This window comes from Streptomyces boninensis (assembly GCF_048572725.1).
In the GTDB taxonomy this organism is placed as follows: Bacteria; Actinomycetota; Actinomycetes; order Streptomycetales; family Streptomycetaceae; genus Streptomyces; species Streptomyces boninensis.
In genome coordinates, this window is sequence record NZ_CP183837.1 from 4,398,368 (window position 1) to 4,418,961 (window position 20,594).

Sequence of the window (20,594 nt, forward strand, 5' to 3'; positions counted from 1 at the left end):
GAGCCGACAAGGGCCTTTCGCCTTGCACCACCGCCGACCTCCCCTGCACCCGCATCGAAAGAGCCGCTCCAACATGCCCTCGACCGCAACTGCGTTCCCCCGGGGGGTAACTCCCGGGCCCTCAGCCGAAAAGACAGGCCAGCCGGCGTGCCCGGATCGGATCATGCGAGGCGAAGGTGCCTGAAACTGCCGACCTCCGGCGTCAGCTGGAGTCCATGACCACCGAGGCCTTCCGGCCGGAGCTGTCGGAGATCGACCGCCTGCCGACGGTCGAGATCGCCCAGATCATGAACGGCGAGGACGCCACGGTGCCCGGCGCCGTCGCCACCCAGCTGCCGGTGATCGCCGCGGCCATCGACGCCGCCGCGGCGCGGATGGCGCGCGGCGGCCGGCTGATCTACATCGGCGCCGGCACGGCCGGGCGGCTCGGGGTGGTGGACGCGAGCGAGTGCCCGCCGACGTTCAACACCGCGCCCGGGCAGGTCATCGGCGTGATCGCGGGCGGCGACGGCGCGATCCGTACGTCCGTCGAGGGCGCGGAGGACAGCCGCGAGCGGGCGGCGGCGGAGCTCGACGCGATCGGGCTGACGCCCGACGACACGGTGGTCGCGATTTCGGCCTCGGGCCGCACTCCGTACGCGATCGCCGCGGTCGAGCATGCGCGGGCGCGGGGTGCGCTGACGGTGGGCCTGTCCTGCAACGGCGGCTCGGCGCTGGCGGCCGCCGCGGACCACGGGATCGAGGTGGTGGTGGGGCCTGAGCTGATCGCGGGCTCCACGCGGCTGAAGGCGGGCACGGCGCAGAAGCTGGTGCTCAACATGATCTCGACGATCACGATGATCCGGCTGGGGAAGACGTACGGCAACCTGATGGTCGACGTGCGCGCCTCGAACGACAAGCTGCGGGCGCGCTCGCGGCGCATCGTCGCGCTGGCAACGGGGGCCGCGGACGCGGAGATCGAGGCGGCGCTGGCGTCGACGGGTGGCGAGGTGAAGGACGCGATTCTGGTGATCGCGGGGGGTGTGGACGCGAGCGCTGCCGCGCGGCTGCTGGCGGAGAGCCAGGGACATCTGCGGCTTGCCTTGCAGGCTGCACTGCAACTTTGACCCCCACCCACCCGCCCGTTGCTGTCACCGACAGGAACGGGCGGGTGGGCAACCTGCCCTATACGCAGCCGACGAGCGACGAGCGTCACAGCCGTACCGAAGGCCTACCCGGCCGGACCCGTCAGGCGCGCTCGCCTAGGGCGCAGCGACGCCGCCCCGCGGAGCAACGGGTGGGTGGGTGGGCTCCCAGCACTCCACCCCACTGGCATCCGGCAGCGAATCCCGTACGAACTCAGGATCCCGCCCCGCCCTCCGCTGCCGCCGATAGTCGTCCAGCAGCCGAAACGCAATCGTCCCCAACGGAATGATCGCCGCCAGATTCACCAGCGCCATCATCCCCATGAACACATCCGCCAGATTCCACACCAGGCTCACCGAGCCCATCGCGCCGAGGAACACGGTCAGCAGCACGAGCGCGCGATAGCCGTTCAGCACCGCCTTGCTGCCCTGCAGGAACTCGATGTTGGACTCGCCGTAGTAGTAGTTCCCGATCATGGAGCTGAAGGCGAGCATGAAGACCACGACCGTCAGTACGTGGCCGGCCCAACTCCCCAGCGACGACTGCAGCGCGCTCTGTGTCAGATCCGCCCCCTGCCGCCCGTTCAGCTCGGGGTTCACCGTCAGGATGATGAACGCGGTGATCGAGCAGATCAGCAGTGTGTCGAAGAAGACGCCCAGCGCCTGCACCAGCCCCTGCTTCACCGGGTGGCTGACCTCGGCCGTCGCGCCCGCGTTCGGCGAGGAGCCGAGACCCGCCTCGTTGGAGAACATCCCGCGCCGGATCCCCTGCTGCAGCGCCGCCCCCAACGAGCCCCCTGCCACCTCCCGGAAGCCGAAGGCGCCGCCGAAGATGTCGGCGAGCACCCGCGGCAGATCACCGAGATTCAGCAGCACCACAGCAATGCCCAGCAGCACATAAAGCACCGCCATCGCCGGCACCAGCACCTCGGTGACCCGCGCAATCCGCCGCACCCCACCGAAGATGACCGCCGCCAGCAGCACCGCGAGCAGCACCCCGAGCGCCGGCTCGAACCACCCGCCCTCACTCCCCTTCACCGTGGCATGGCTGGTGGAAATGATGGTGTTGGCCTGCACGGCATTGAAGACGAAGCCGAAGGTCACGGTAATGACGACGGCGAAGAGCACGCCCATCCACCGCTGCTTCAGCCCCCGCTCCATGTAGTACGCGGGCCCACCGCGATACGTCCCGGGCTGCCGGTCGCGCACCTTGTACAGCTGCGCCAGCGTCGACTCCACAAAGGCGGACGCCGACCCGACGATCGCCATCACCCACATCCAGAAGACGGCACCGGGCCCGCCCAGGGTGATCGCCGTCGCGACTCCCGCGATATTGCCCGTACCGACACGGGCGGCAGCCGAGATCGTGAAGGCGCCGAAGGACGACACCGGCTTCTTCCCGTCCGCGGCCGGCTCGACCCGGCCGAAGAGCACCCGGAACATCTCCGGCAGCAGCCGCAGCTGCACGACTCCCGAGCGGACGGTGAAGTACAGCCCCGCCAGGATGACGACGGGGATCAGGAGCCAGGTCCAGAAGACGTCGTTGACATCGATGACGAAGGAGTCGAGCCAGTCCATTACGTCACGCTATGTCAGATAAGGGCAAAAACGCCGAAGGCGGCCCCCCGGCAGGGGAGCCGCCTCCGTACGCTGGGTGTTCCCAGACTGGTCTTACCGAGCCGTCAGGCTCAGAAGTCCATGTCACCGCCCGGCATGCCGCCGCCGGCCGGCGCGGCGGCCTTCTCCGGCTTGTCGGCGATGACGGCCTCGGTGGTGAGGAAGAGCGCCGCGATGGAGGCGGCGTTCTGCAGCGCGGAGCGCGTGACCTTCGCCGGGTCGAGGATGCCCTCGGCGATCATGTCCACGTACTCACCGGTCGCGGCGTTGAGGCCGTGGCCGATGGTGAGGTTGCGGACCTTCTCCACGACGACGCCGCCCTCGAGGCCGGCGTTGACGGCGATCTGGGTCAGCGGGGCCGCGAGGGCCTTGCGGACGATCTCCGCGCCGGTGGCCTCGTCGCCCTGGAGCTCGAGCTTCTCGAAGACCGTGCCGGCCTGCAGCAGGGCCACGCCGCCGCCGGCGACGATGCCCTCCTCGACGGCCGCCTTCGCGTTGCGAACGGCGTCCTCGATGCGGTGCTTGCGCTCCTTGAGCTCGACCTCGGTCGCGGCACCGGCCTTGATGACGGCGACGCCGCCCGCGAGCTTCGCCAGGCGCTCCTGGAGCTTCTCGCGGTCGTAGTCGGAGTCGGAGGCCTCGATCTCGGCGCGGATCTGGTTGACCCGGCCCTGGACCTGCTCGGACTCGCCGGCACCGTCGACGATGGTGGTCTCGTCCTTGGTGATGACGACCTTGCGGGCGCGGCCCAGCAGGTCGACGGTCGCGTTCTCGAGCTTGAGGCCGACCTCCTCGGAGATGACCTGGCCGCCGGTGAGGATGGCGATGTCGGCGAGCATGGCCTTGCGGCGGTCGCCGAAGCCCGGGGCCTTGACGGCGACGGACTTGAAGGTGCCGCGGATCTTGTTCACCACGAGGGTGGACAGGGCCTCGCCCTCGACGTCCTCCGCGATGATCAGCAGCGGCTTGCCCGACTGCATGACCTTCTCCAGCAGCGGAAGGAGGTCCTTCACCGCGGAGATCTTGGAGTTGACGATGAGGATGTACGGGTCCTCGAGCTCGGCCTCCATGCGCTCCATGTCGGTCGCGAAGTACGCCGAGATGTAGCCCTTGTCGAAGCGCATGCCCTCGGTGAGCTCAAGCTCAAGCCCGAAGGTCTGCGACTCCTCGACGGTGATGACGCCTTCCTTGCCGACCTTGTCCATCGCCTCGGCGATGAGCTCGCCGATCTGGGTGTCGGAGGCGGAGATGGAGGCGGTGGAGGCGATCTGCTCCTTGGTCTCCACGTCCTTGGCCTGCTCGAGCAGGGCGGCGGAGACGGCCTCGGTGGCCTTCTCGATGCCGCGCTTGAGGGCCATCGGGTTGGCGCCCGCGGCGACGTTGCGCAGGCCCTCCTTGACGAGCGCCTGGGCCAGGACGGTCGCGGTCGTCGTGCCGTCACCGGCGACGTCGTCCGTCTTCTTGGCGACCTCCTTGACCAGCTCGGCGCCGATCTTCTCGTAGGAGTCCTCGAGCTCGATCTCCTTGGCGATGGAGACGCCGTCGTTGGTGATCGTGGGGGCGCCCCACTTCTTCTCCAGCACGACGTTGCGGCCCTTGGGGCCGAGGGTCACGCGGACGGCGTCTGCGAGCTGGTTCATCCCGCGCTCGAGGCCGCGCCGCGCCTCCTCGTCGAACGCGATGATCTTGGCCATGTGAAGTGGTCCTCCCGGACTGGGGTGGATTTCTCCGGACCATCGGCGCCCGCGACGGACGGCCTGTGCAGCTGGCGGTTCCTTGCCCCGCCCCCTGTACGGACCTCACCGAACCGGTCCTACGTTGTCACTCTCACTCGGAGAGTGCTAACGCCAATGATTAGCACTCGACCCCATCGAGTGCAAGCGGCTCTCTTGTACCGGGCTGTACCCGGCGACAAGGTGGGAAGGGATGTCCGGGACACCTCCGGGACACGGGGGTGCTACGGGGACAGCCGCGGGACAAGGGGGCACTGAACCCATGCCGAAGCGCGAAGGGGCGCCAGATCCGGGGCGTGTGACGACGGCACAGGAGTACGTGGCGCTGCTCAGAGACCTGAAGGACTTCTCGGGCCTGACCTACCGGGAGCTCGCGGCCCGCGCCGAGCGGGCGGGCGACGTGCTGCCGCGCTCCACGCTCGCCGGGCTGCTGGGCAGCGCCCGGCTGCCGCGCGGGGAGCCGGTGGCGGCGCTGGTACGGGCCTGCGGCGGCGGTCCTGAGGAGGTCGCGGCCTGGTTACGGGCCCATCAACGGCTCGCGGGGCGGGCAGGGCGCGCGGGCCGCGCGGGGCTGCCGGGATCGGCCGCCGGTGCGCTCGGTTCGGCCGGGCGCACCCAACTGCCCCCCGCGACAGCCGACTTCACCGGACGGCAGGACGAGGTGACCGTCATCCGGCGGCAGCTCATGGCCGAGGGCGGCCCGCAGTCGCCGGGCCCGGCGGTGGTCGCGGTGAGCGGCCCTGCGGGGACCGGGAAGTCGGCGCTGGCGGTGCACTGCGCGCATCTGCTCGGCCCGTCCTTCCCGGACGGGCGGCTGTACGCCGACCTGAGCGGGTCCGGCGCCGGGTCGGGCACGGGCACTGGCCCGCTCCTCGCCGGGCTCTTACGCGGCCTCGGCGTGACGGGCACCGAACTCCCACCGGACGAGTCCGAGCGCCTGGAGCTCTACCGCACCCTGACGGCCACCCGCCGGGTGCTGGTCGTCCTCGACAACGCGGATGCCGCGGCACCCGCGGACGGGGGTGGGGCGGAGGCGAGCGCGGGCGCCACCGCCGGGCCCGGGGTCGGCGCTGCCGCCGATGCCGGGGTGGGCGCCACCGCCCCCACCAGTGCCACCGCCCACGCGGGTGCCACCGCCCACGCCAACACCACCACCCTCTCCGTGGCCGCTGCCCCCTCCGCCGCCGCGCAGGCAATCGCGCAGGCCACCGCCCGGCTGCGCCCCCTCCTCCCCGCCGGCCCCGGCTGCGCGGCCCTCGTGACCAGCCGCCGCCGGCTCGCGCTGGAGGGCGCGCACGCCGTCGACCTCGGGGAGCTGGGGCTCGCGGCAGGAGTGCGGCTGCTGGCCGCCACCGCCGGGCCGGGCCCGGTCGCCGCGTCGCCCGCCGCCGCGCGGCGGCTCGTGGAGCAGTGCGGGCGGCTGCCGCTGGCGCTGCGGATTGCCGGGGCCCGGCTGCGTACGCGACCGCACTGGAGCGTGGAGCGGCTGCTGGACCACCTCGCCGACGAGCGGCACCGGCTGGACGGGCTGACCTACAGCGACCTGTCCGTACGCGACGCCCTGGCCAAGGACTGCCGCGGCCTCAGCGCCGCCGCCGTAACCGCGCTGCACATCCTGGGCCTGAAGGCACCGCCCCGCTTCACCGTCTGGCAGGCCGCCACCCTGCTCGTCGCCGACACGGACGAGGCGGAGGACCTGCTGGAGGAGCTCACCGACTCCCGCCTGCTGGCCGCCATCGGCCCGCACTACCGCCTGCCGCCCCTGGTCCGCCTGTACGCCCGCGAGCTCACCACGGCCAACCAGGCGCCCACGGTGCTGCTACCGGCGCGCACCCCGGCCTGAGCGCTGGAGGGGCGGGGGCCTGTCCGGGAAGCGTCCGGGACACTCGCCCCGGGTTGTGGTGGGCCCGCACGCTGCTGACAGTCATGGGCAACCGATCAAGCCCGCCCGTTCTCAGGGGGACACCATCATCCGCCACCCACGCATCCGCGCCCGCCGCCGCGCGGCGCTCGCGGCGTTACTCACCCTCTCCGCCCTCATCGCCACCGGCTGCGGAGACAGCGACTCCGGCGCGACATCCGGCAAGGCCAAGGGGCTGGAGAAGAGCACCATCACCGTGGGCCAGATGCCCATCATCGACGACGCCCAGCTCCAGCTCGCCATCGACAGAGGGCTGTTCAAGGCCGAAGGCCTCACCGTACGGACCCGGATGATCCAGACCGGCGCCGACGCCATCCCCGCCCTGAAGGGCGGCAGCCTGGACATCTCGTACGGCGCCTACCCCTCCTGGTTCCAGGCCCAGGAGAAGAAGGTCATCGACCTGAAGGTGGTCTCGGACGCGTACAGCATGCGCCCCGGCGCGCTCACCGTCTCCGTGCCCAAGGGCTCGGACATCAAGAGCGCGAAGGACCTCGCCGGCAAGAAGATCGCCGTCAACGCCCGCCACAACATGGTGACGCTGCTGCTGCACGCCGGGCTGAAGCCGCACGGCGTCAAGCTCGACGAGGAGAAGAACACCGTCGAGATGCCCTTCCCGCAGATGGAGGCCGCGCTGAAGAACGGCAGCGTGGACGCCGCCATCTTCGCCGAGCCCTTCCCCACCCAGACGGCGAAGAACATCGGCGCCAAGGTCGTCCTGGACTGCGGCAAGGGCCCCACCGCGGACATGCCGATCGGCAGTTACGCCGCTACCTCGGGGTTCGCCGCCGAGAACCCGAAGACGGTCGCCGCCTTCCAGCGCGCGATCGCCAAGGCGCAGAAGCTGCTGGCCGATCCGGCCGTCCGCAAGGAGATCATCCCGAAGTACACGAAGATCCCGCCCGCGCTCGTCCCGGAGCTGAAGTTCGGCGACTATCCCGCCACCCCGGACGTCGCGAAGCTGGAGAAGGTCACCCGCATCATGCGGGACATCGGCTACCTCAAGAAGCCGCTCGACATCGAACCGCTCCTGGTCAAGAGCTGACCGGACGGCTGTCCCGGACCCGTCCGGGACAGCCGGATCATCTTGTGGTGCGCTCCGCGGGCGCACGACAGTCACAGGCGTCCGATCAAGCATGCGCGCACCCTCGGGGGGCCATCATCTTCCGCCATGCCACCGCCTTGCCCGCCGCCCTTCTGCTGCTGGCGCTGACCGCCGCCGGCTGCGGCGACGACGACTCCGGCGACCCCAAGTCGGCCAAGGGGCTGGAGAAGACCACGCTCAACGTCGGCACCATGCCGATCGTCGACGACGCGGGAGTGCAGCTCGCCATCGACCGCGGCCTGTTCAAGGCCGAGGGCCTCACCGTGAAGACGCGGATGGTGAAGGGCGGCGCCGAGGCCGTCCCGGCGCTGAAGGGCGGCGCGCTCGACCTGTCCTTCGGCGGCTATACCACCTGGTTCGCGGCGCAGTCGCAGAAGGTGATGGACCTGAAGATCGTCGCCGACTCGTACTCCATGCGCCCCGGCGTCCTCGTCCTCGCCGTACCGAAGAACTCCCCGGTCAAGAGCCCCAAGGACCTGGCGGGCAAGAAGATCGCGGTCAACGTCAAGCGCAACCTGGCCAGCCTCCTCACCCGCACCGCCCTCGCCCCGCACGGCGTCGAGGTGAACGAGGAGAAGAACACGGTCGAGGTGCCGTACCCGCAGATGGAGGCCGCGCTGAAGAACGGCAGCGTCGACGCCGCCTTCATGCCGGAGCCCTTCATCTCCCAGGCCGCGAAGAACATCGGCGCCCGCCCCGTCGTCGACTTCGGCAAGGGCCCGACCGCGACCGCCCCGATCGCGGGCTATGCCGCCACCGCCGGCTTCGCGGCCGAGAACCCGAAGACCGTCGCCGCCTTCCAGCGCGCGATCAATAAAGCCCAGAAGCTCCTGGCGAAGCCGGCCGTCCGCAAGGACATCATCCCCAAGTACACCGAGATCCCGGCCGCGATGGTGCCCAAGCTGACCTACGGCGTCTTCCCCACGGACCTGGACGCGGCCCGCCTCAAGCCCATGAACGACATGATGCTGCGCCAGGGCTACCTCAAGCAGCCCCTCGCCATCGACCCCCTCCTGGTCAAGGAATGACCGGCCGCGCCGCCCTCCGCGGCCTGCTCGGCACCCTCGCCGCCGTGGCCGCCGCCGAGGCGCTGGTACGGGCCGCGGGCGGCTTCGGCGACTCCCTGCCGCCGCCCACTGAGGTGATGGCGGCGGCCGCGGACCAGCTGACGGACGGGGAGTTCACCGACGCGGTCGGCGCGACGCTGCGCGTCTGGGCGTACGGCATGCTGATCGCCGTCGGCGTCGCCGTCCCGGCCGGCTTCCTGCTGTCGTCGATACGGGTGCTGGGGACCGCCTGCCAGGCGCTGGTCGAGTTTCTCCGCCCGATCCCGTCCGTGGCGCTGATCCCGCTCGCCATCCTGGTCTTCCCGGCGCCCGACCGGATGAAGACCTCTCTCGTCGTCTACGCGTCGGTGTGGCCGATCCTCCTCAACACCCTTTACGCGCTGCGCCAGGTGGACCGGGTGCAGCTGGACACCCTCAAGGTCTTCGGCTTCGGGGCCGCGGCCAGGGCCTGGTTCGTATCACTGCCGTCGTCGGTGCCGTTCATCCTCACCGGCGTACGCGTCTCGGCCTCGGTCGCACTCATCGTGGCGATCTCCACCGAACTGCTCGCGGTCGGCGACACCGGCATCGGCACGTATCTCGCGCAGACCCAGAGCGCCGGCGGGCAGACGGACCAGATGCTCGCCGGGGCGCTGTGGGCGGGCGTGCTCGGGCTGCTCATCAACGGCGTGCTGACCACCGCCGAGCGCCGCGCGGCCCGCTGGTGGCCGGTGAGCGGGCGGGAGGGGGCGGCGTGAGCGGGCCCCGAGTCGAAGGACGCGGCGCGCGGGCGCTGCGGCTGCCGCTGAGCCTCGTCGCCCGGCTGTGGCTCGCCGCGCTGCTCATCGGCATCTGGCAGCTGGTGGCCGACGACGGGCCCGGCAGCTACTTCCCGCCTCCGTCGGTGATCGTCCGCGCCCTGCACCGGGTGTGGTTCTCGGGCCCGGCGAGCGACCTCTTCCTCACCGAACAGGCCCGCGCCGACTTCCCCGTCAGCTTCGGGCATCTGCTCAGCGGCTGGGCGATCGCCGCGGTCGCGGGCATCGCGCTGGGGCTGCTGCTGGGCCGCTCCCAGCGGGCGTACGACTACACGCAGCCGCTGGTGCAGCTCTGCCGCTCGGTGCCGCCGCCCGCGCTGATCCCCTTCTTCGTGGTCGTCTTCCAGCTGAACACGTCGATGTACGTGGTCACCATCGCCTTCGGCGCCGTCTGGCCGGTCCTCCTCAACACCCTCGCGGGCGTACGGGCCGTGGACCCGGTGCTGCTCGACTCGGCGCGGGTGCACGGGGTCGGGCGGGCCGAGCGGCTGTGGCGGGTGGTGCTGCCCTCGGCGGCGCCGCAGATCGCCGCCGGGCTGCGGATCGCGCTCGGCTTCGGGCTCATCCTGATGGTGCTCTCCGAACTCGTCGGCACCACCTCGGGCATCGGCGCCCGCCTCGTCAACGCCCAGCGCACCTTCGACATCCCCTCGATGTGGGCCGGCATCGCCCTGCTCGGCCTCACCGGCTGGCTGCTCAACGCGGCCTTCCTGCTCGTGGAAAACCGCCTGCTGCGATGGCACCGGGAGAACTGATCCGCATGCTCACCATCGACGCCCTCACCCACGCCTACCCCGGCGGCCACACCGCGCTTGAGGACCTCTCCTTGGCCGTCGAGGCCGGCGAACTCGTCACCGTCGTCGGCCCGTCCGGCTGCGGCAAGTCCACGCTGCTGCGCTGCGTCGCGGGCCTGCAGCGGCCCACCGGCGGCCGGGTGCTGCTGGGCGGCGGCGAGATCCGGGACGTCCCGGACAGCCTCGCCATGGTCTTCCAGAGCTACGGCCGCTCACTGCTGCCCTGGCTGTCCGTACGGGACAACGTCGCCCTGGTCCTCCGCCACCGCTACGGCACCCGCCGCGAGCGCCGGACCGCGGCCCTGGAGGCGCTGGCCGAGGTGGGCCTGGCCGACGCCGCGGGCAAGCACCCCGGGCAGCTCTCCGGCGGCATGCAGCAGCGGGTGGCGATCGCCCGCGCCCTCGCGTACGGGCCGAAGCTGCTGCTGATGGACGAGCCCTTCGGGTCGGTGGACGCGCAGACCCGGGAGGACCTGGAGGACCTGCTGCTCGCGCTGCGCGCCAGGACGCCGGTGACGGTCATGCTGGTCACCCATGACATCGACGAGAGCGTCTACTTGGGCGACCGGGTCGTGGTGCTCACCGGGGCGCCGGGCCGGGTGCTGGCCGAGCTTCCGGTGGACCTGCCAGCGGACCGGGACCAGATCAAGACCCGCCAGGATCCCGAGTTCGTACGGCTCCGGGCCGAGGTCGGCCGGCTCGTACGGGGCGGGCCCGCCGACAAGACGCCGCGGGGATGACGCCTCAGGCATGACCAGGGGCCGCCCCGCTGCCTGAGCAGCGGGACGGCCCCTGGAGAAGCCTTTGTGCGGGACGACTAGCCGGCTGCGACCCGGACCATGTCTGCCTGCGGCCCCTTCTGGCCCTGCGAGATCTCAAACTCGACCCGCTGGCCTTCCTCGAGGGTGCGGTAACCGTCCATCTGGATCGCGCTGTAGTGGACGAAAACATCCGCACCACCGTCGACCGCGATGAAGCCGTACCCCTTCTCCGCGTTGAACCACTTGACGGTGCCCTGAGCCATTCCTAACTCCCCTATTACTGGCCCTACACAGGCCCGCGCTCCGCGGACCCGGGTCAGACCTCACCCCCCGCCCGTGCCGGGGGCGTGCGCCGGAACGCGTCGACCGCGGCTGAATGTATCTGCACGAGTGCCGTCTGCAACAGGTCAATCGGACGAGAATTCTGGGCACAGCCGATCGGTATTTTTCGGCTCAACTCCCCGCGCTCCAGGGCAATTCGGGCCGGGCATAACCCGCCATCGCGACAATTCGTACACCCGATGCGGGCATAAGTTGTCGCGTTCTCATATGCGTTGGGCATGGTCTGCGCTGGGATCAACTCAACCCTATCGCGCCGCCGCACCCGTTACGCACCGCACCGGACGCGCGCCGGTGTCCCGTACATCACAGCAAAGCCCCGCCGCGCGAGGCCGCGCGGCGGGGCTGTGACGGGGCGTACGGGCTCAGCAACCGCCCGCGACGGCCGGGATGATGGAAACCCCGGCCCCATCAGGCGTGGGAGTCTCCAGGCCGGAGGCGAAGCGAACATCATCATCGTTGACGTAGACGTTCACAAAGCGGCGCAACTTGCCCTGGTCGTCGAGGACCCGGGCGCCGATGCCGGTGTGGTTCTTCTCCAGGTCGGCGAGGACGTCGGCGAGGGTCGCGCCCTCGGCGGCGACCTCCGCCTGGCCGCCCGTGTAGGTGCGCAGGATGGTCGGGATTCGGACGTTCACGCTCATTAGGCGAGACCAGCCTCTCGGAAGGAGTCGAGGTTCGGGCGGATGGTGGCGGTCGGCCCGGTGGTGGGGGCGACCGCGTCGAGGGTCTTGAGGCCGTCGCCGGTGTTGATCGCGACGGTGGTCTCGGAGGGGCTGATGCGGCCGTCCTCGACCAGCTTCTTCAGTACGCCGAAGGTCACGCCGCCGGCGGTCTCCGCGAAGACGCCCTCGGTGCGGGCCAGCTGCTTGATGGCGTCGACGACCTGGTCGTCATTCACGTCCTCCACGGCGCCACCCGTACGGCGGGTGATGTCGAGGACGTAAGGACCGTCGGCGGGGTTGCCGATGGCCAGGGACTTGGCGATGGTGTCGGGCCGGACCGGGCGGACCACGTCGTGCCCGTCCTTGTACGCCCGCGACACCGGCGAGCAGCCCTCGGCCTGGGCCCCGAAGATCTTGAAGGGCTTGTCCTCGACGAGGCCGAGCTTGATGAGCTCCTTGAGCCCCTTCTCGATCTTCGTGAGCTGGGAGCCGGAGGCGACGGGGACGATGATGTTGTCCGGCAGGCGCCAGCCGAGCTGCTCGCAGATCTCGTACGCGAGGGTCTTCGACCCCTCCGCGTAGTACGGCCGCAGGTTGACGTTGGTGAAGCCCCAGCCCTCGCCGATCGGGTCGCCGATCAGCTCGGAGCAGAAGCGGTTCACGTCGTCGTACGTGCCCTCGATGCCGACGACCTCGCCGCCGTAGACCGCGGCCATCAGGACCTTGCCCTGCTCCAGGTCGTACGGGATGAAGACGCAGGAGCGCAGGCCCGCCCGGGCGGCGGCGGCGCCGACGGCACCGGCGAGATTGCCGGTGGAGGAGCAGGAGAGCGTGGTGAAGCCGAAGGCGCGGGCGGCCTCGACGGCGATCGCGACAACCCGGTCCTTGAAGGAGTGGGTCGGATTGCCGGAGTCGTCCTTGACGAACAGCTTCCCGGCCTCGACGCCCAGCTCGGCGGCGAGGCGGTCGGCCTCGATCAGCTTGGTGAAGCCCGGGTTCAGATTCGGCTTGTCCGCGACATCGGCCGGGACGGGGAGCAGGGGCGCGTACCGCCAGATGCTCTTCGGGCCCGCGGCGATCTGCTGGCGCAGCGCCTCCGGGTCACCGGTCGGCAGGTCGTAGGCGATTTCGAGGGGGCCGAAACACTCCTCGCAGGCGAAAACCGGGCCGAGTGGCACGCGGTGGCCGCATTCGCGACAGGACAGGGCCGCGGCGGGGCCGAGGTCGGTCTCGGTGGCGGGGGCAAACGTCTGTACAGCCATGAAGCAGAGGCCTCTCTCCTCATCTTCCCCGCGACGGACCTCGCCGCAGGACGGAATTGGCACCATCTCCGCCGTGGACCTCTGCATTGAGGCCGGTCGGAGGGTTGCCGGGACTTCAACGGGCCGTTCCCTCTGTCCCTCTGGATGAGCGCTATGCGGTTGTTATTCAAGAGTGTGTCCGCGCGACTGACCACCCCGACATGCGGCGATCACACACGCTGTTCAAGACTGTAACCGAAGCCAGTGACAGTTGAGATAGTCGTCCGAACCGCGAGACGCATCACACAAGGGGAGGCTCGCACGTGCTTGCCGAGGTGGAGCGCTGGATCGGCCGCCGTTCCTGGTCGGCGGCCGACCGGCCGCTGTCCACGCTTCTGGCCGCGAAACAGGCCCTGGGCCGGGCGGGCACGGTCAGCGTGGTCCTCCCCGCGCTGAACGAGGAGGCGACGGTCGGCGCGATCGTCGCGGCGATCCGCGCGGAGCTGATGACGGCGGTGCCGCTGGTCGACGAGCTGGTGGTGCTGGACTCCGGCTCCGCGGACGCCACCGCGAAGGTGGCTCAGGCGGCGGGGGCGCGGGTGGTGCACCGGGACGAGGTGCTCCCGCGGATCCCGGCGGTGCCGGGGAAGGGCGAGGTGCTGTGGCGCTCGCTGCTGGCGACGACGGGCGAAATCGTCTGCTTCGTGGACGCTGACCTGCGGGATTTCGATACGACGTTCGTGTCGGGCATCGTCGGCCCGCTCCTGACGGAGCCGGACGTGTCCTTCGTGAAGGCGGTGTACGACCGCCCTCTGGACGGCACCCCCGGTCAGGGCGGCCGGGTGACCGAGCTGGTCGCCCGCCCCCTCCTGAACCTCCACTGGCCGCAGCTGGCGGGCTTCGTCCAGCCGCTGGGCGGCGAATACGCGGCGCGGCGGTCGCTGCTGGAGCGCCTGCCCTTCCCGGTCGGCTACGGCGTCGAGCTGGGCCTCCTGATCGACGCCCTCCACCTGGCGGGCCTGGACGCCCTGGCCCAGGTCGACGTAGGCACCCGCCACCACCGCCACCAGGACAGCCAGGCCCTCGGCCGCATGGCCGCCGCCATCTACCGCACCGCCCAGCTCCGCCTGACCCGCGGCCATCTCGTACGCCCCCGGCTGACGCAATTCGACCGCGGCGACGACGGTGGCTTCGTGCCCCGTACCCACGCGGTCGACACCGAGGAACGCCCGCCGATGGCCGAGATCCCGGAGTACGCGGAGCGGCGGGCCGCCTGACGCCGCGGCCGCGCCCGTGCCCCCGCCGCCGCAGGTCGCGTACGGTCGTGGCAGCCGTCGGCGGCGAACGGGAGACACGAGTGGGCGGGCAGAGCAAGGCGGCGATGGACGCCGAGGCCACGAGCCGGCTGCTGGAGCAGGCCGCGCTGGAGCTGATCGAGCGCGACGGCGTGCTGGCGGGCCTGAACCTGCGGGAGGTCGCCGACCGCGCCGGCGTGAACCGCGGCCTCGTCTACCACTACTTCGGCTCCCGGCGTGACCTGCTGCGCTCCGCGCTCACTCGGGGCGCCGCCGACCGCCACGCCGAGCTGCTGATCAAGAAGGGCCCCGCCCGCTTCGGCGCCCGGGTGGTGCGCTCGCTGCGCGGCTGCCTGCGCCACCTGCCGTCGATCCGGCTGAAGCTGCTCCTGCTGCAGGAGAAGGACCCCGGCCTGCAGCTGATGCCGCACCGCGACCTGACCCAGGAGCGGCTGCGGGAGGACATCGCGAGCGGCCGGGTCGTGCCGGACGCCGACCCGGTCGCATTGCACACCTTCCTGAAGTCGGTGAACTACGGCTATGTGCTCACGCGCGCCCAGCTCGCCAAGGAATTCGACATCCCGGTACGGGAGCTGGACGCGCGCTTCGAGCGGCTGCTGGAGCAGCTCTGCACCTCGCTGGACGGGCCGGACGGGCCCTAACCGCAGCCCATCCCCTCGGCCCGCTGGGTGCTCATGTGCACGCCGCGCGGCAGATACGGCCCCATCACCGCGGCTTCGTCGTCCCCGGTGCGGGTCTGCGCCGGGGTCTGCGTGAAGCCGTCGGCCGGCAGCATGTTGCGCATCATCACGAACGCGTCATCCAGGTGCCCCGCGCCGTCGCCCCGCTCCGGCCAGGCGAGCCACTTCACGCCGCACGCCGCCCTGGCATTGCGCGGCCGGTCCTCGGGCCGCGATACGACGACGGTGAACCGGCCGCGCCGGTCCGGGTGGATCTGCTCGTCATAGGCGCAGCTCTGCGGGCCGTCGACCTTCGTGCTCCAGGCCTCGTACGTGCACATCGACCAGTAGCGCAGCTGCCCGGCCGTCATGCGGTGCCCGCCGTCGTACGTGGCCGGGGTGCTCGGCATCCTGCCGCGCAGCACCACAACCGGGCCCAGCTTCCGGTTCAGCCGCGCGGACACGTAGGAGTTGTCGAGGTTGGAGTACTGCCCGACGCCCCGCGGCGGCGCCGGCGCGCAGCGGTCGTAGTACTCGCACTGCCGGATCCACTCCGGGGTGTACGAGGAATGCCACTCCACCCGCTTCTCGGCGGGGAAGCCGGCCGGCTTGCCCGGCTGCTCGTAGTCGACGCGGTACTCCTCGATCGGCCGGACCCGCGGGCCGAGCGAATCGTGGTCCGGGCTGACCGCGTCGCACAGCGCCCGGCCGCGCAGCTTCGCCCCGTCGGCGAGCGTGAGCACCGGCTCCGGCAGCCCGACGCCGCCGGTGCCGTCGCGGCCCCGGTCCGGGACGTACACGCGGTAGATGAGGGACTGCGCGGTGGTGCCCGGCTGCCCGGCGTACAGGGTGTTCTGCGCGGCCTGCGCGGGGTCGGACGGCGGAGTCTTCGGGGATACGCCGACGGTCCAGTCGCGCTTGGGGAAGGTGCGGTCGGCGCCGGTCAGGAAGGGGTTGCGGGAGCCGCGGTCCGGGGCGATCTGCTGGTCGTTGAGCGCGGTCAGCGGTACCGCGGTGGTCGCGGAGTAGCTGTTGAGCGACTGGTATCTGGCGTGCGCGTAGCGGCCGTCCAGGGTGAGCCGGGCGCCCTCGGGGAGGGTGTAGTGGGTGGACCAGTACAGCGCCTTGGTGTCCAGGTAGGCGAAGTTGAAGCGCTCCTGGTCCGGGGTGAAGGGCCCGGTCCAGAAGCACGAGGAGTCCGGTGGGGAGGGCTTCGCGGAAGCCTGCGTTCCGGCCTCCGCGGCCCCGGGCGCCAGCAGGGTGCTGCCCAGCACCACCGCGACCACCGAAAGCACGGTGCGGCGTAGTGCGCGCATGAACGCTCCTGTTCACGTCGAAGAGAGTGGCGCGAATCTAGAGAGCGTTTAGCGTTACGTCAATGATTCGCGCGAGATCATGGCGCTGAGCAGCGCAAATAATCCAAAGAAACTTGCACGGGACCGCGCGCACCGCAGGCGCGAACGTTTGCGCGATCCGCCGCCCGGCTAGGCTCGTCGCATGGTCGCTACGCACGGAGCGCAGGTAGTCGTCGCCTCGAACCGCGGGCCCGTCTCGTACGCCGGCCGCGAGGCCAAGCGCGGCGGCGGCGGGCTGGTGTCCGGGCTGAGCGCCATCGGGCCGGACGCCGGGGCACTGTGGGTGTGCGCGGCGCTGAGCGACGACGACCGGGAGGCCGCGCGGCGCGGCGGGGCGCGGCTGGCCGAGGAGGACACCGGCGGGCAGGCCGTGCGGATGCTGGACATCCCGGCGGAGACCTTCCACGCGGCCTACAACGACATCGCCAACTCGGTGCTGTGGTTCATCCACCACCAGCTCTACCAGACCCCGCTGGAACCCGTCTTCGACGCCGCCTTCCGGCGGAAGTGGGCGGCGTACGAGGCGTACAACGAAGCCTTCGCCGCCGCCATCGCCGAGGAGGCGGCGGAGGGCGCCGCGGTCGTCGTGCAGGACTACCACCTGTGCCTCGTCCCCGGGCTGCTCCGCGAGCGCCGCCCCGACCTGCGCATCGGGCACTTCTCGCACACCCCGTGGGCCCCGCCGGACTACTTCCGGATCCTCCCCGACGACATCGCCGAGCAGCTCCTGCAGGGCATCCTCGGCGCCGACCGCGCCGCCTTCCTCACCGAGCGGTGGGCGGAGGCGTTCGCCCGCTGCTGCGAGGAGCGGTTCGGGGACACCCAGGGGACGTGGCTCGGCGTGCACGCGCTCGGAGCCGACGCGGACTTCCTGCGCGCCCGTTCGCAGCGCGCCGACGTGGCCGAGCGGATGGCCGCGCTGCGGGCGGAGATCGGCGGCGAGGGCCGCAGGACGGTCGTACGGGTGGACAGGACCGAGCTGTCGAAGAACATCGTCCGCGGGCTGCGCGCCTACGAGGCGCTGCTGCGCGACCACCCCGAGCACCGCGAGCGGGTGGTGCACCTGGCGTTCGCCTATCCGTCCCGGCAGGACCTGGCCGTCTACCGGGACTACACCGCCGAGGTCGAGCGGGTCGCCGAGGAGATCAACTCCCGGTACGGGACCCCGGGCTGGCGCCCGGTCGTACTGCACGTCAAGGACGACTTCGCCCGCTCCCTCGCCGCCTACCGGATCGCCGACGTGGCGCTGGTGAACCCCATCAGGGACGGCATGAACCTGGTCGCCAAGGAGATCCCGGTGGTCTCCGACGACGGCTGCGCCCTGGTGCTGTCGCGGGAGGCGGGCGCGTACGCCGAGCTGGGCGAGGACGCCCTGACGGTGAATCCGTACGACGTCGAGCAGACCGCCCGCGCCCTGCACGAGGGGCTCGTCATGGAGCCCGAGGAGCGCGCGGAACGCACCAAGCGCCTGGCCGCGACGGCGACCACGCTGCCGCCCGCGGCGTGGTTCATGGAGCAGCTGGACGCGCTACGGGAGGGGCCGGGGAAGCCGGACTGACCCCGGCGCCGCCGAGTTATCCGCCGCCGCCCCGCTCAGCCGCGCCCATCGCCTCTGCCAGCGCGTCCAACAGCCCCACCATCCCGTCGGGACCGTCCACGACGAGATCCGCTCGTTCGGCCAGCGCCACCACCTCCGCGCTGCCGCTGCACACCGTGAGGCCGGTCAGGCCCTCCCCGCGCAGTGCGTCCACCGCGTCGAAGGCGGCCAGGTCGCCCAGGTCGTCGCCGCCGTAGACGGCGGTTCGGGCGCCGCGCTCGCGGGCGTAGTCGGCTAGGGCTACGCCCTTGTCCATGCCGGGTGAGCGCAGCTCCAGCACGAACCGGCCCGGCTCCACCACCAGCCCGTGGTCGGCGGCCAGCGCGGTCAGCGGCTCGCGGAGCAGCTCCACCGCGGCCTGCGGGTCCTCGGCCCGCCGCGTGTGCACGGCGACGGCGCGGCCCTTGTCCTCGATCCAGGTGCCGCGCCAGGCCCCCGCCTTGTCGAGCACGCCGGGCAGCTCGGCCCGTACCGCCGCCACCCCCGGATGCGGGGCGGGGGCGCGCACCAGTCCGGTGGCGGCGTCCCAGCGCTCCGCGCCGTAGTGGCCGAGGACGACAAGGCGGTCGAGGCCGGGAGCCCCGGCGAAGGCGCCGTAGCGGACGGCGACCGCGGCCGGGCGGCCGGTGATGATGGCGACCGAGCCGAGACGGGGGGCGAGGCGGCCGAGCGCGGCGACCGCGCCGGGGTGCGCCCGGGCGGAGTCCGGGTCGGCGACGATGGGGGCCAGCGTGCCGTCGAAGTCGAGGGCGAGCAGGGCCTGTTCGGGATGAGTGAGAAGCGCGTCGAGGCCGGCGCGGCCTGCCTCGGTGGCGGGTACGGGGAGTCGGTGGCTGCCCATGCCTGGAGCCTATCGGTGTCGTACCCGAGCGGTATCGTCGCGGCCATGAGCAGTGAGGCGCTGACGGAGCGGGATCTCGCCGTGCTGGCGCTGGAGCGGCGCCCCTGGGACGGCCCCGGGACGAAGGAGCGGGCGATACGGGAGGAGCTGGGGATGTCGCCCACGCGTTACTACCAGCTGCTCAACGCGCTGCTCGACGACCCGCGCGCGCTCGCGCAGGACCCGGTCACGGTCAATCGCCTGCGCCGATTGCGGGAGGCCCGCAGGGAGCGGCGGTGAGACTCGACTGCGGTCTCCCGGGCCCCGGCCCCGGCCTCACTCCATGCTCGACGCCTTCTGCGCCTCATTCTGGATCTTGCCGAGGACCTGCTCCGGGTCGCCGCCCGGATCCGCCGCCTTGCCGATGTTCTCCTTCACGGCCTGGTTGACCGCCGCCCACGACGTCTTGCCCGCCGGATAGAACTCCGCGGACTGCAGCTGGTCGAGGAAGGGCTTCAGCTCGGTGTGCCGCGGCAGCGAGTTCATCTTCTGCACCGCGGACGTGGTGGTCGGCAGCAGGTCGTACTGGGAGGTGAACTCCAGCACGTTGTCGTCCTCGAAGACGAAGTCGAGGAAGGTGCCGATCTCCTTGCGGCGGCCGTTCTGCTTGAAGGCCATCATCCAGTCGACGACGCCCATCGTCGCCTCCATCGGGCCCGAGCGGCCCGGCAGCCGCTTGGAGATGCCGAGCTCGATGCCCTTCTCGCGGGCCTCCCGCATGAAGGTCGGGTGGCCGAAGATCATGCCCGCCTTGCCCTCGTTGAAGGCCTTCGCGATCTCGCGGCGGTTGGTCTCGCCGGGGGCGTTGTTGGTGAGGCCCGCGCCGGTGAGGTTCTTGCGTATCCAGTCGAAGGTCGCCACGTTCTGGTCGGAGTCGATCGTGTACGAGCCGACCTTGTCGGTGTAGCCGCCGCCGTTGCCGAGCATCCACAGCAGCGCCTCGGCCTGCGGCTCCTCGCGGCCGAGCGGAAGGCCGTACGGGATCTTCACGCCGGCCGCCTTGAGCGCCTTCGCGGCCGCCTTGATCTCGGCCCACGAACCGGGGGCCTCGTCCGGGTCGAGGCCCGCCTGCTCGAAGAGGTCCTTGTTGTAGAAGAGCAGCCGGGAGCTGGAGACGAAGGGCAGGCCGTACTGGACCCTGCGGTACTCGCCGGGCTGGGCGATCGCGGGGACGAAGTTGGCCTGCGCGGAGATGGTGAGCAGCTGGTCGGCGCTGTAGAGCTGGTCGCGGGCGGCGTAGACGGCGTAGGCGCCGATCTGCGCCAGGTCGGGCGCCTCGCCCTGCTTGACCATCTCGGCGACCTTGGCGTCGACGTGGTCCCACAGGTACGTCTGGACGTCGATCTTGATGCCGGGGTTCTTCTTCTCGAAGGCGCGGGCGAGCTTGTCCCAGTAGTGCTTGGAGCTGTTCGGCTTGCCCTGGGCGCCGTATTCGGCGGCCACCAGCTTGAGGGTGACCTCGTCGTCGCCCCCCGGGCCGCCGCTGCCGCAGGACGCGAGGGACATGGTCGACGCGGCAGCGACTCCGGTCGCTGCCATCCCGAGGAACCGTCGCCGCTCCACTGCTGTACCCACCTTGTGATGAAAGAGTCTGAATTGCCCCGCGGAAGACAGTCGTCCGCCTCA

19 protein-coding genes and 1 riboswitch are annotated in these 20,594 nt (G+C 71.2%); of the genes, 11 read left to right on the plus strand and 8 right to left on the minus strand.

All coding sequences use genetic code 11. The features are described 5' to 3' along the window. The first annotated feature begins 215 nt into the window (after positions 1 to 215). On the plus strand, positions 216 to 1,106 hold the full coding sequence (murQ, locus tag ACNNMR_RS19915) for an N-acetylmuramic acid 6-phosphate etherase (RefSeq protein ID WP_419995994.1): 891 nt from the start codon (positions 216 to 218) through the stop codon (positions 1,104 to 1,106). 135 nt (positions 1,107 to 1,241) lie between these two features. Here the strand turns inward: murQ and ACNNMR_RS19920 are convergent, their stop codons facing one another. Next, positions 1,242 to 2,702 carry an alanine/glycine:cation symporter family protein gene (locus ACNNMR_RS19920; RefSeq protein ID WP_419995995.1) on the minus strand — a complete coding sequence of 487 codons (1,461 nt, stop codon included), beginning with the start codon at positions 2,700 to 2,702 and terminating at the stop codon, positions 1,242 to 1,244. Between the two features lie 110 nt (positions 2,703 to 2,812). Continuing rightward, on the minus strand, positions 2,813 to 4,435 hold the full coding sequence (gene groL, locus ACNNMR_RS19925; protein WP_419995996.1) for a chaperonin GroEL: 1,623 nt from the start codon (positions 4,433 to 4,435) through the stop codon (positions 2,813 to 2,815). 337 nt (positions 4,436 to 4,772) lie between these two features. On the opposite strand from groL, the gene ACNNMR_RS19930 reads away from it, so the two are divergent. The 6 genes from ACNNMR_RS19930 to ACNNMR_RS19955 all read left to right on the plus strand — a co-directional run bounded on the left by ACNNMR_RS19930 (position 4,773) and on the right by ACNNMR_RS19955 (position 10,895). Further along, complete coding sequence (locus ACNNMR_RS19930) at positions 4,773 to 6,317, plus strand: hypothetical protein (RefSeq protein WP_419995997.1); 1,545 nt, start codon at positions 4,773 to 4,775, stop codon at positions 6,315 to 6,317. Between the two features lie 58 nt (positions 6,318 to 6,375). After that, entirely contained in the window at positions 6,376 to 7,437 is a 1,062-nt protein-coding gene (locus ACNNMR_RS19935) for an ABC transporter substrate-binding protein (RefSeq protein WP_419995998.1), read from the plus strand. A 137-nt stretch (positions 7,438 to 7,574) separates the two neighbouring features. After that, complete coding sequence (locus ACNNMR_RS19940) at positions 7,575 to 8,525, plus strand: ABC transporter substrate-binding protein (protein ID WP_419995999.1); 951 nt, start codon at positions 7,575 to 7,577, stop codon at positions 8,523 to 8,525. Then, positions 8,522 to 9,301: an ABC transporter permease gene (locus tag ACNNMR_RS19945; protein ID WP_419996000.1), complete on the plus strand. Its 780-nt coding sequence runs from the start codon at positions 8,522 to 8,524 to the stop codon at positions 9,299 to 9,301. The genes ACNNMR_RS19940 and ACNNMR_RS19945 overlap by 4 nt, the downstream gene beginning before the upstream one ends. After that, on the plus strand, positions 9,298 to 10,116 hold the full coding sequence (locus ACNNMR_RS19950) for an ABC transporter permease (protein WP_419996001.1): 819 nt from the start codon (positions 9,298 to 9,300) through the stop codon (positions 10,114 to 10,116). Before ACNNMR_RS19945 ends, ACNNMR_RS19950 begins: the two co-directional genes overlap by 4 nt. 5 nt (positions 10,117 to 10,121) lie before the next feature. Next, a complete protein-coding gene (locus ACNNMR_RS19955) occupies positions 10,122 to 10,895 on the plus strand; it encodes an ABC transporter ATP-binding protein (RefSeq protein WP_420000416.1) in 774 nt (257 codons plus the stop codon). Positions 10,896 to 10,972: 77 nt separating this feature from the next. On the opposite strand, the gene ACNNMR_RS19960 is transcribed toward ACNNMR_RS19955, so the two are convergent. From ACNNMR_RS19960 to thrC, 3 genes are all read right to left on the minus strand, one after another. Continuing rightward, positions 10,973 to 11,179: a cold-shock protein gene (locus tag ACNNMR_RS19960; RefSeq protein ID WP_030576453.1), complete on the minus strand. Its 207-nt coding sequence runs from the start codon at positions 11,177 to 11,179 to the stop codon at positions 10,973 to 10,975. A gap of 441 nt (positions 11,180 to 11,620) precedes the next feature. Further along, entirely contained in the window at positions 11,621 to 11,899 is a 279-nt protein-coding gene (locus ACNNMR_RS19965) for a MoaD/ThiS family protein (protein WP_419996002.1), read from the minus strand. After that, positions 11,899 to 13,182 (minus strand): threonine synthase, encoded by a 1,284-nt coding sequence (gene thrC / locus ACNNMR_RS19970; RefSeq protein ID WP_419996003.1) that lies wholly within the window; start codon positions 13,180 to 13,182, stop codon positions 11,899 to 11,901. Before thrC ends, ACNNMR_RS19965 begins: the two co-directional genes overlap by 1 nt. Before the next feature lie 16 nt (positions 13,183 to 13,198). Then, positions 13,199 to 13,333: riboswitch (SAM riboswitch) on the minus strand. A gap of 151 nt (positions 13,334 to 13,484) precedes the next feature. On the opposite strand from thrC, the gene ACNNMR_RS19975 reads away from it, so the two are divergent. Next, a complete protein-coding gene (locus tag ACNNMR_RS19975; protein ID WP_419996004.1) occupies positions 13,485 to 14,438 on the plus strand; it encodes a glucosyl-3-phosphoglycerate synthase in 954 nt (317 codons plus the stop codon). A gap of 47 nt (positions 14,439 to 14,485) precedes the next feature. Continuing rightward, positions 14,486 to 15,118: a TetR/AcrR family transcriptional regulator gene (locus tag ACNNMR_RS19980; protein ID WP_419996005.1), complete on the plus strand. Its 633-nt coding sequence runs from the start codon at positions 14,486 to 14,488 to the stop codon at positions 15,116 to 15,118. On the opposite strand, the gene ACNNMR_RS19985 is transcribed toward ACNNMR_RS19980, so the two are convergent. Continuing rightward, positions 15,115 to 16,452, minus strand: coding sequence for a hypothetical protein (locus tag ACNNMR_RS19985; protein WP_419996006.1), 1,338 nt, complete (start codon positions 16,450 to 16,452; stop codon positions 15,115 to 15,117). The genes ACNNMR_RS19980 and ACNNMR_RS19985 overlap by 4 nt on opposite strands. Positions 16,453 to 16,633: 181 nt before the next feature. Between ACNNMR_RS19985 and ACNNMR_RS19990 the strand changes: the two genes are divergently transcribed. Then, positions 16,634 to 18,049, plus strand: a complete 1,416-nt coding sequence (locus ACNNMR_RS19990) for an alpha,alpha-trehalose-phosphate synthase (UDP-forming) (RefSeq protein WP_419996007.1) — start codon at positions 16,634 to 16,636, stop codon at positions 18,047 to 18,049. 16 nt (positions 18,050 to 18,065) lie between these two features. Here ACNNMR_RS19990 and otsB read toward each other — a convergent pair whose 3' ends face one another. Then, the gene (gene otsB, locus ACNNMR_RS19995; RefSeq protein ID WP_419996008.1) at positions 18,066 to 18,929 is read right to left on the minus strand and encodes a trehalose-phosphatase; all 864 of its coding nucleotides are present in this window, start codon (positions 18,927 to 18,929) and stop codon (positions 18,066 to 18,068) included. 45 nt (positions 18,930 to 18,974) lie between these two features. Between otsB and ACNNMR_RS20000 the strand changes: the two genes are divergently transcribed. Then, on the plus strand, positions 18,975 to 19,208 hold the full coding sequence (locus ACNNMR_RS20000; RefSeq protein ID WP_419996009.1) for a DUF3263 domain-containing protein: 234 nt from the start codon (positions 18,975 to 18,977) through the stop codon (positions 19,206 to 19,208). Positions 19,209 to 19,244: 36 nt separating this feature from the next. Here the strand turns inward: ACNNMR_RS20000 and ACNNMR_RS20005 are convergent, their stop codons facing one another. Beyond that, positions 19,245 to 20,507 carry an extracellular solute-binding protein gene (locus tag ACNNMR_RS20005; protein ID WP_419996010.1) on the minus strand — a complete coding sequence of 421 codons (1,263 nt, stop codon included), beginning with the start codon at positions 20,505 to 20,507 and terminating at the stop codon, positions 19,245 to 19,247. Between the last annotated feature and the right edge of the window lie 87 nt (positions 20,508 to 20,594).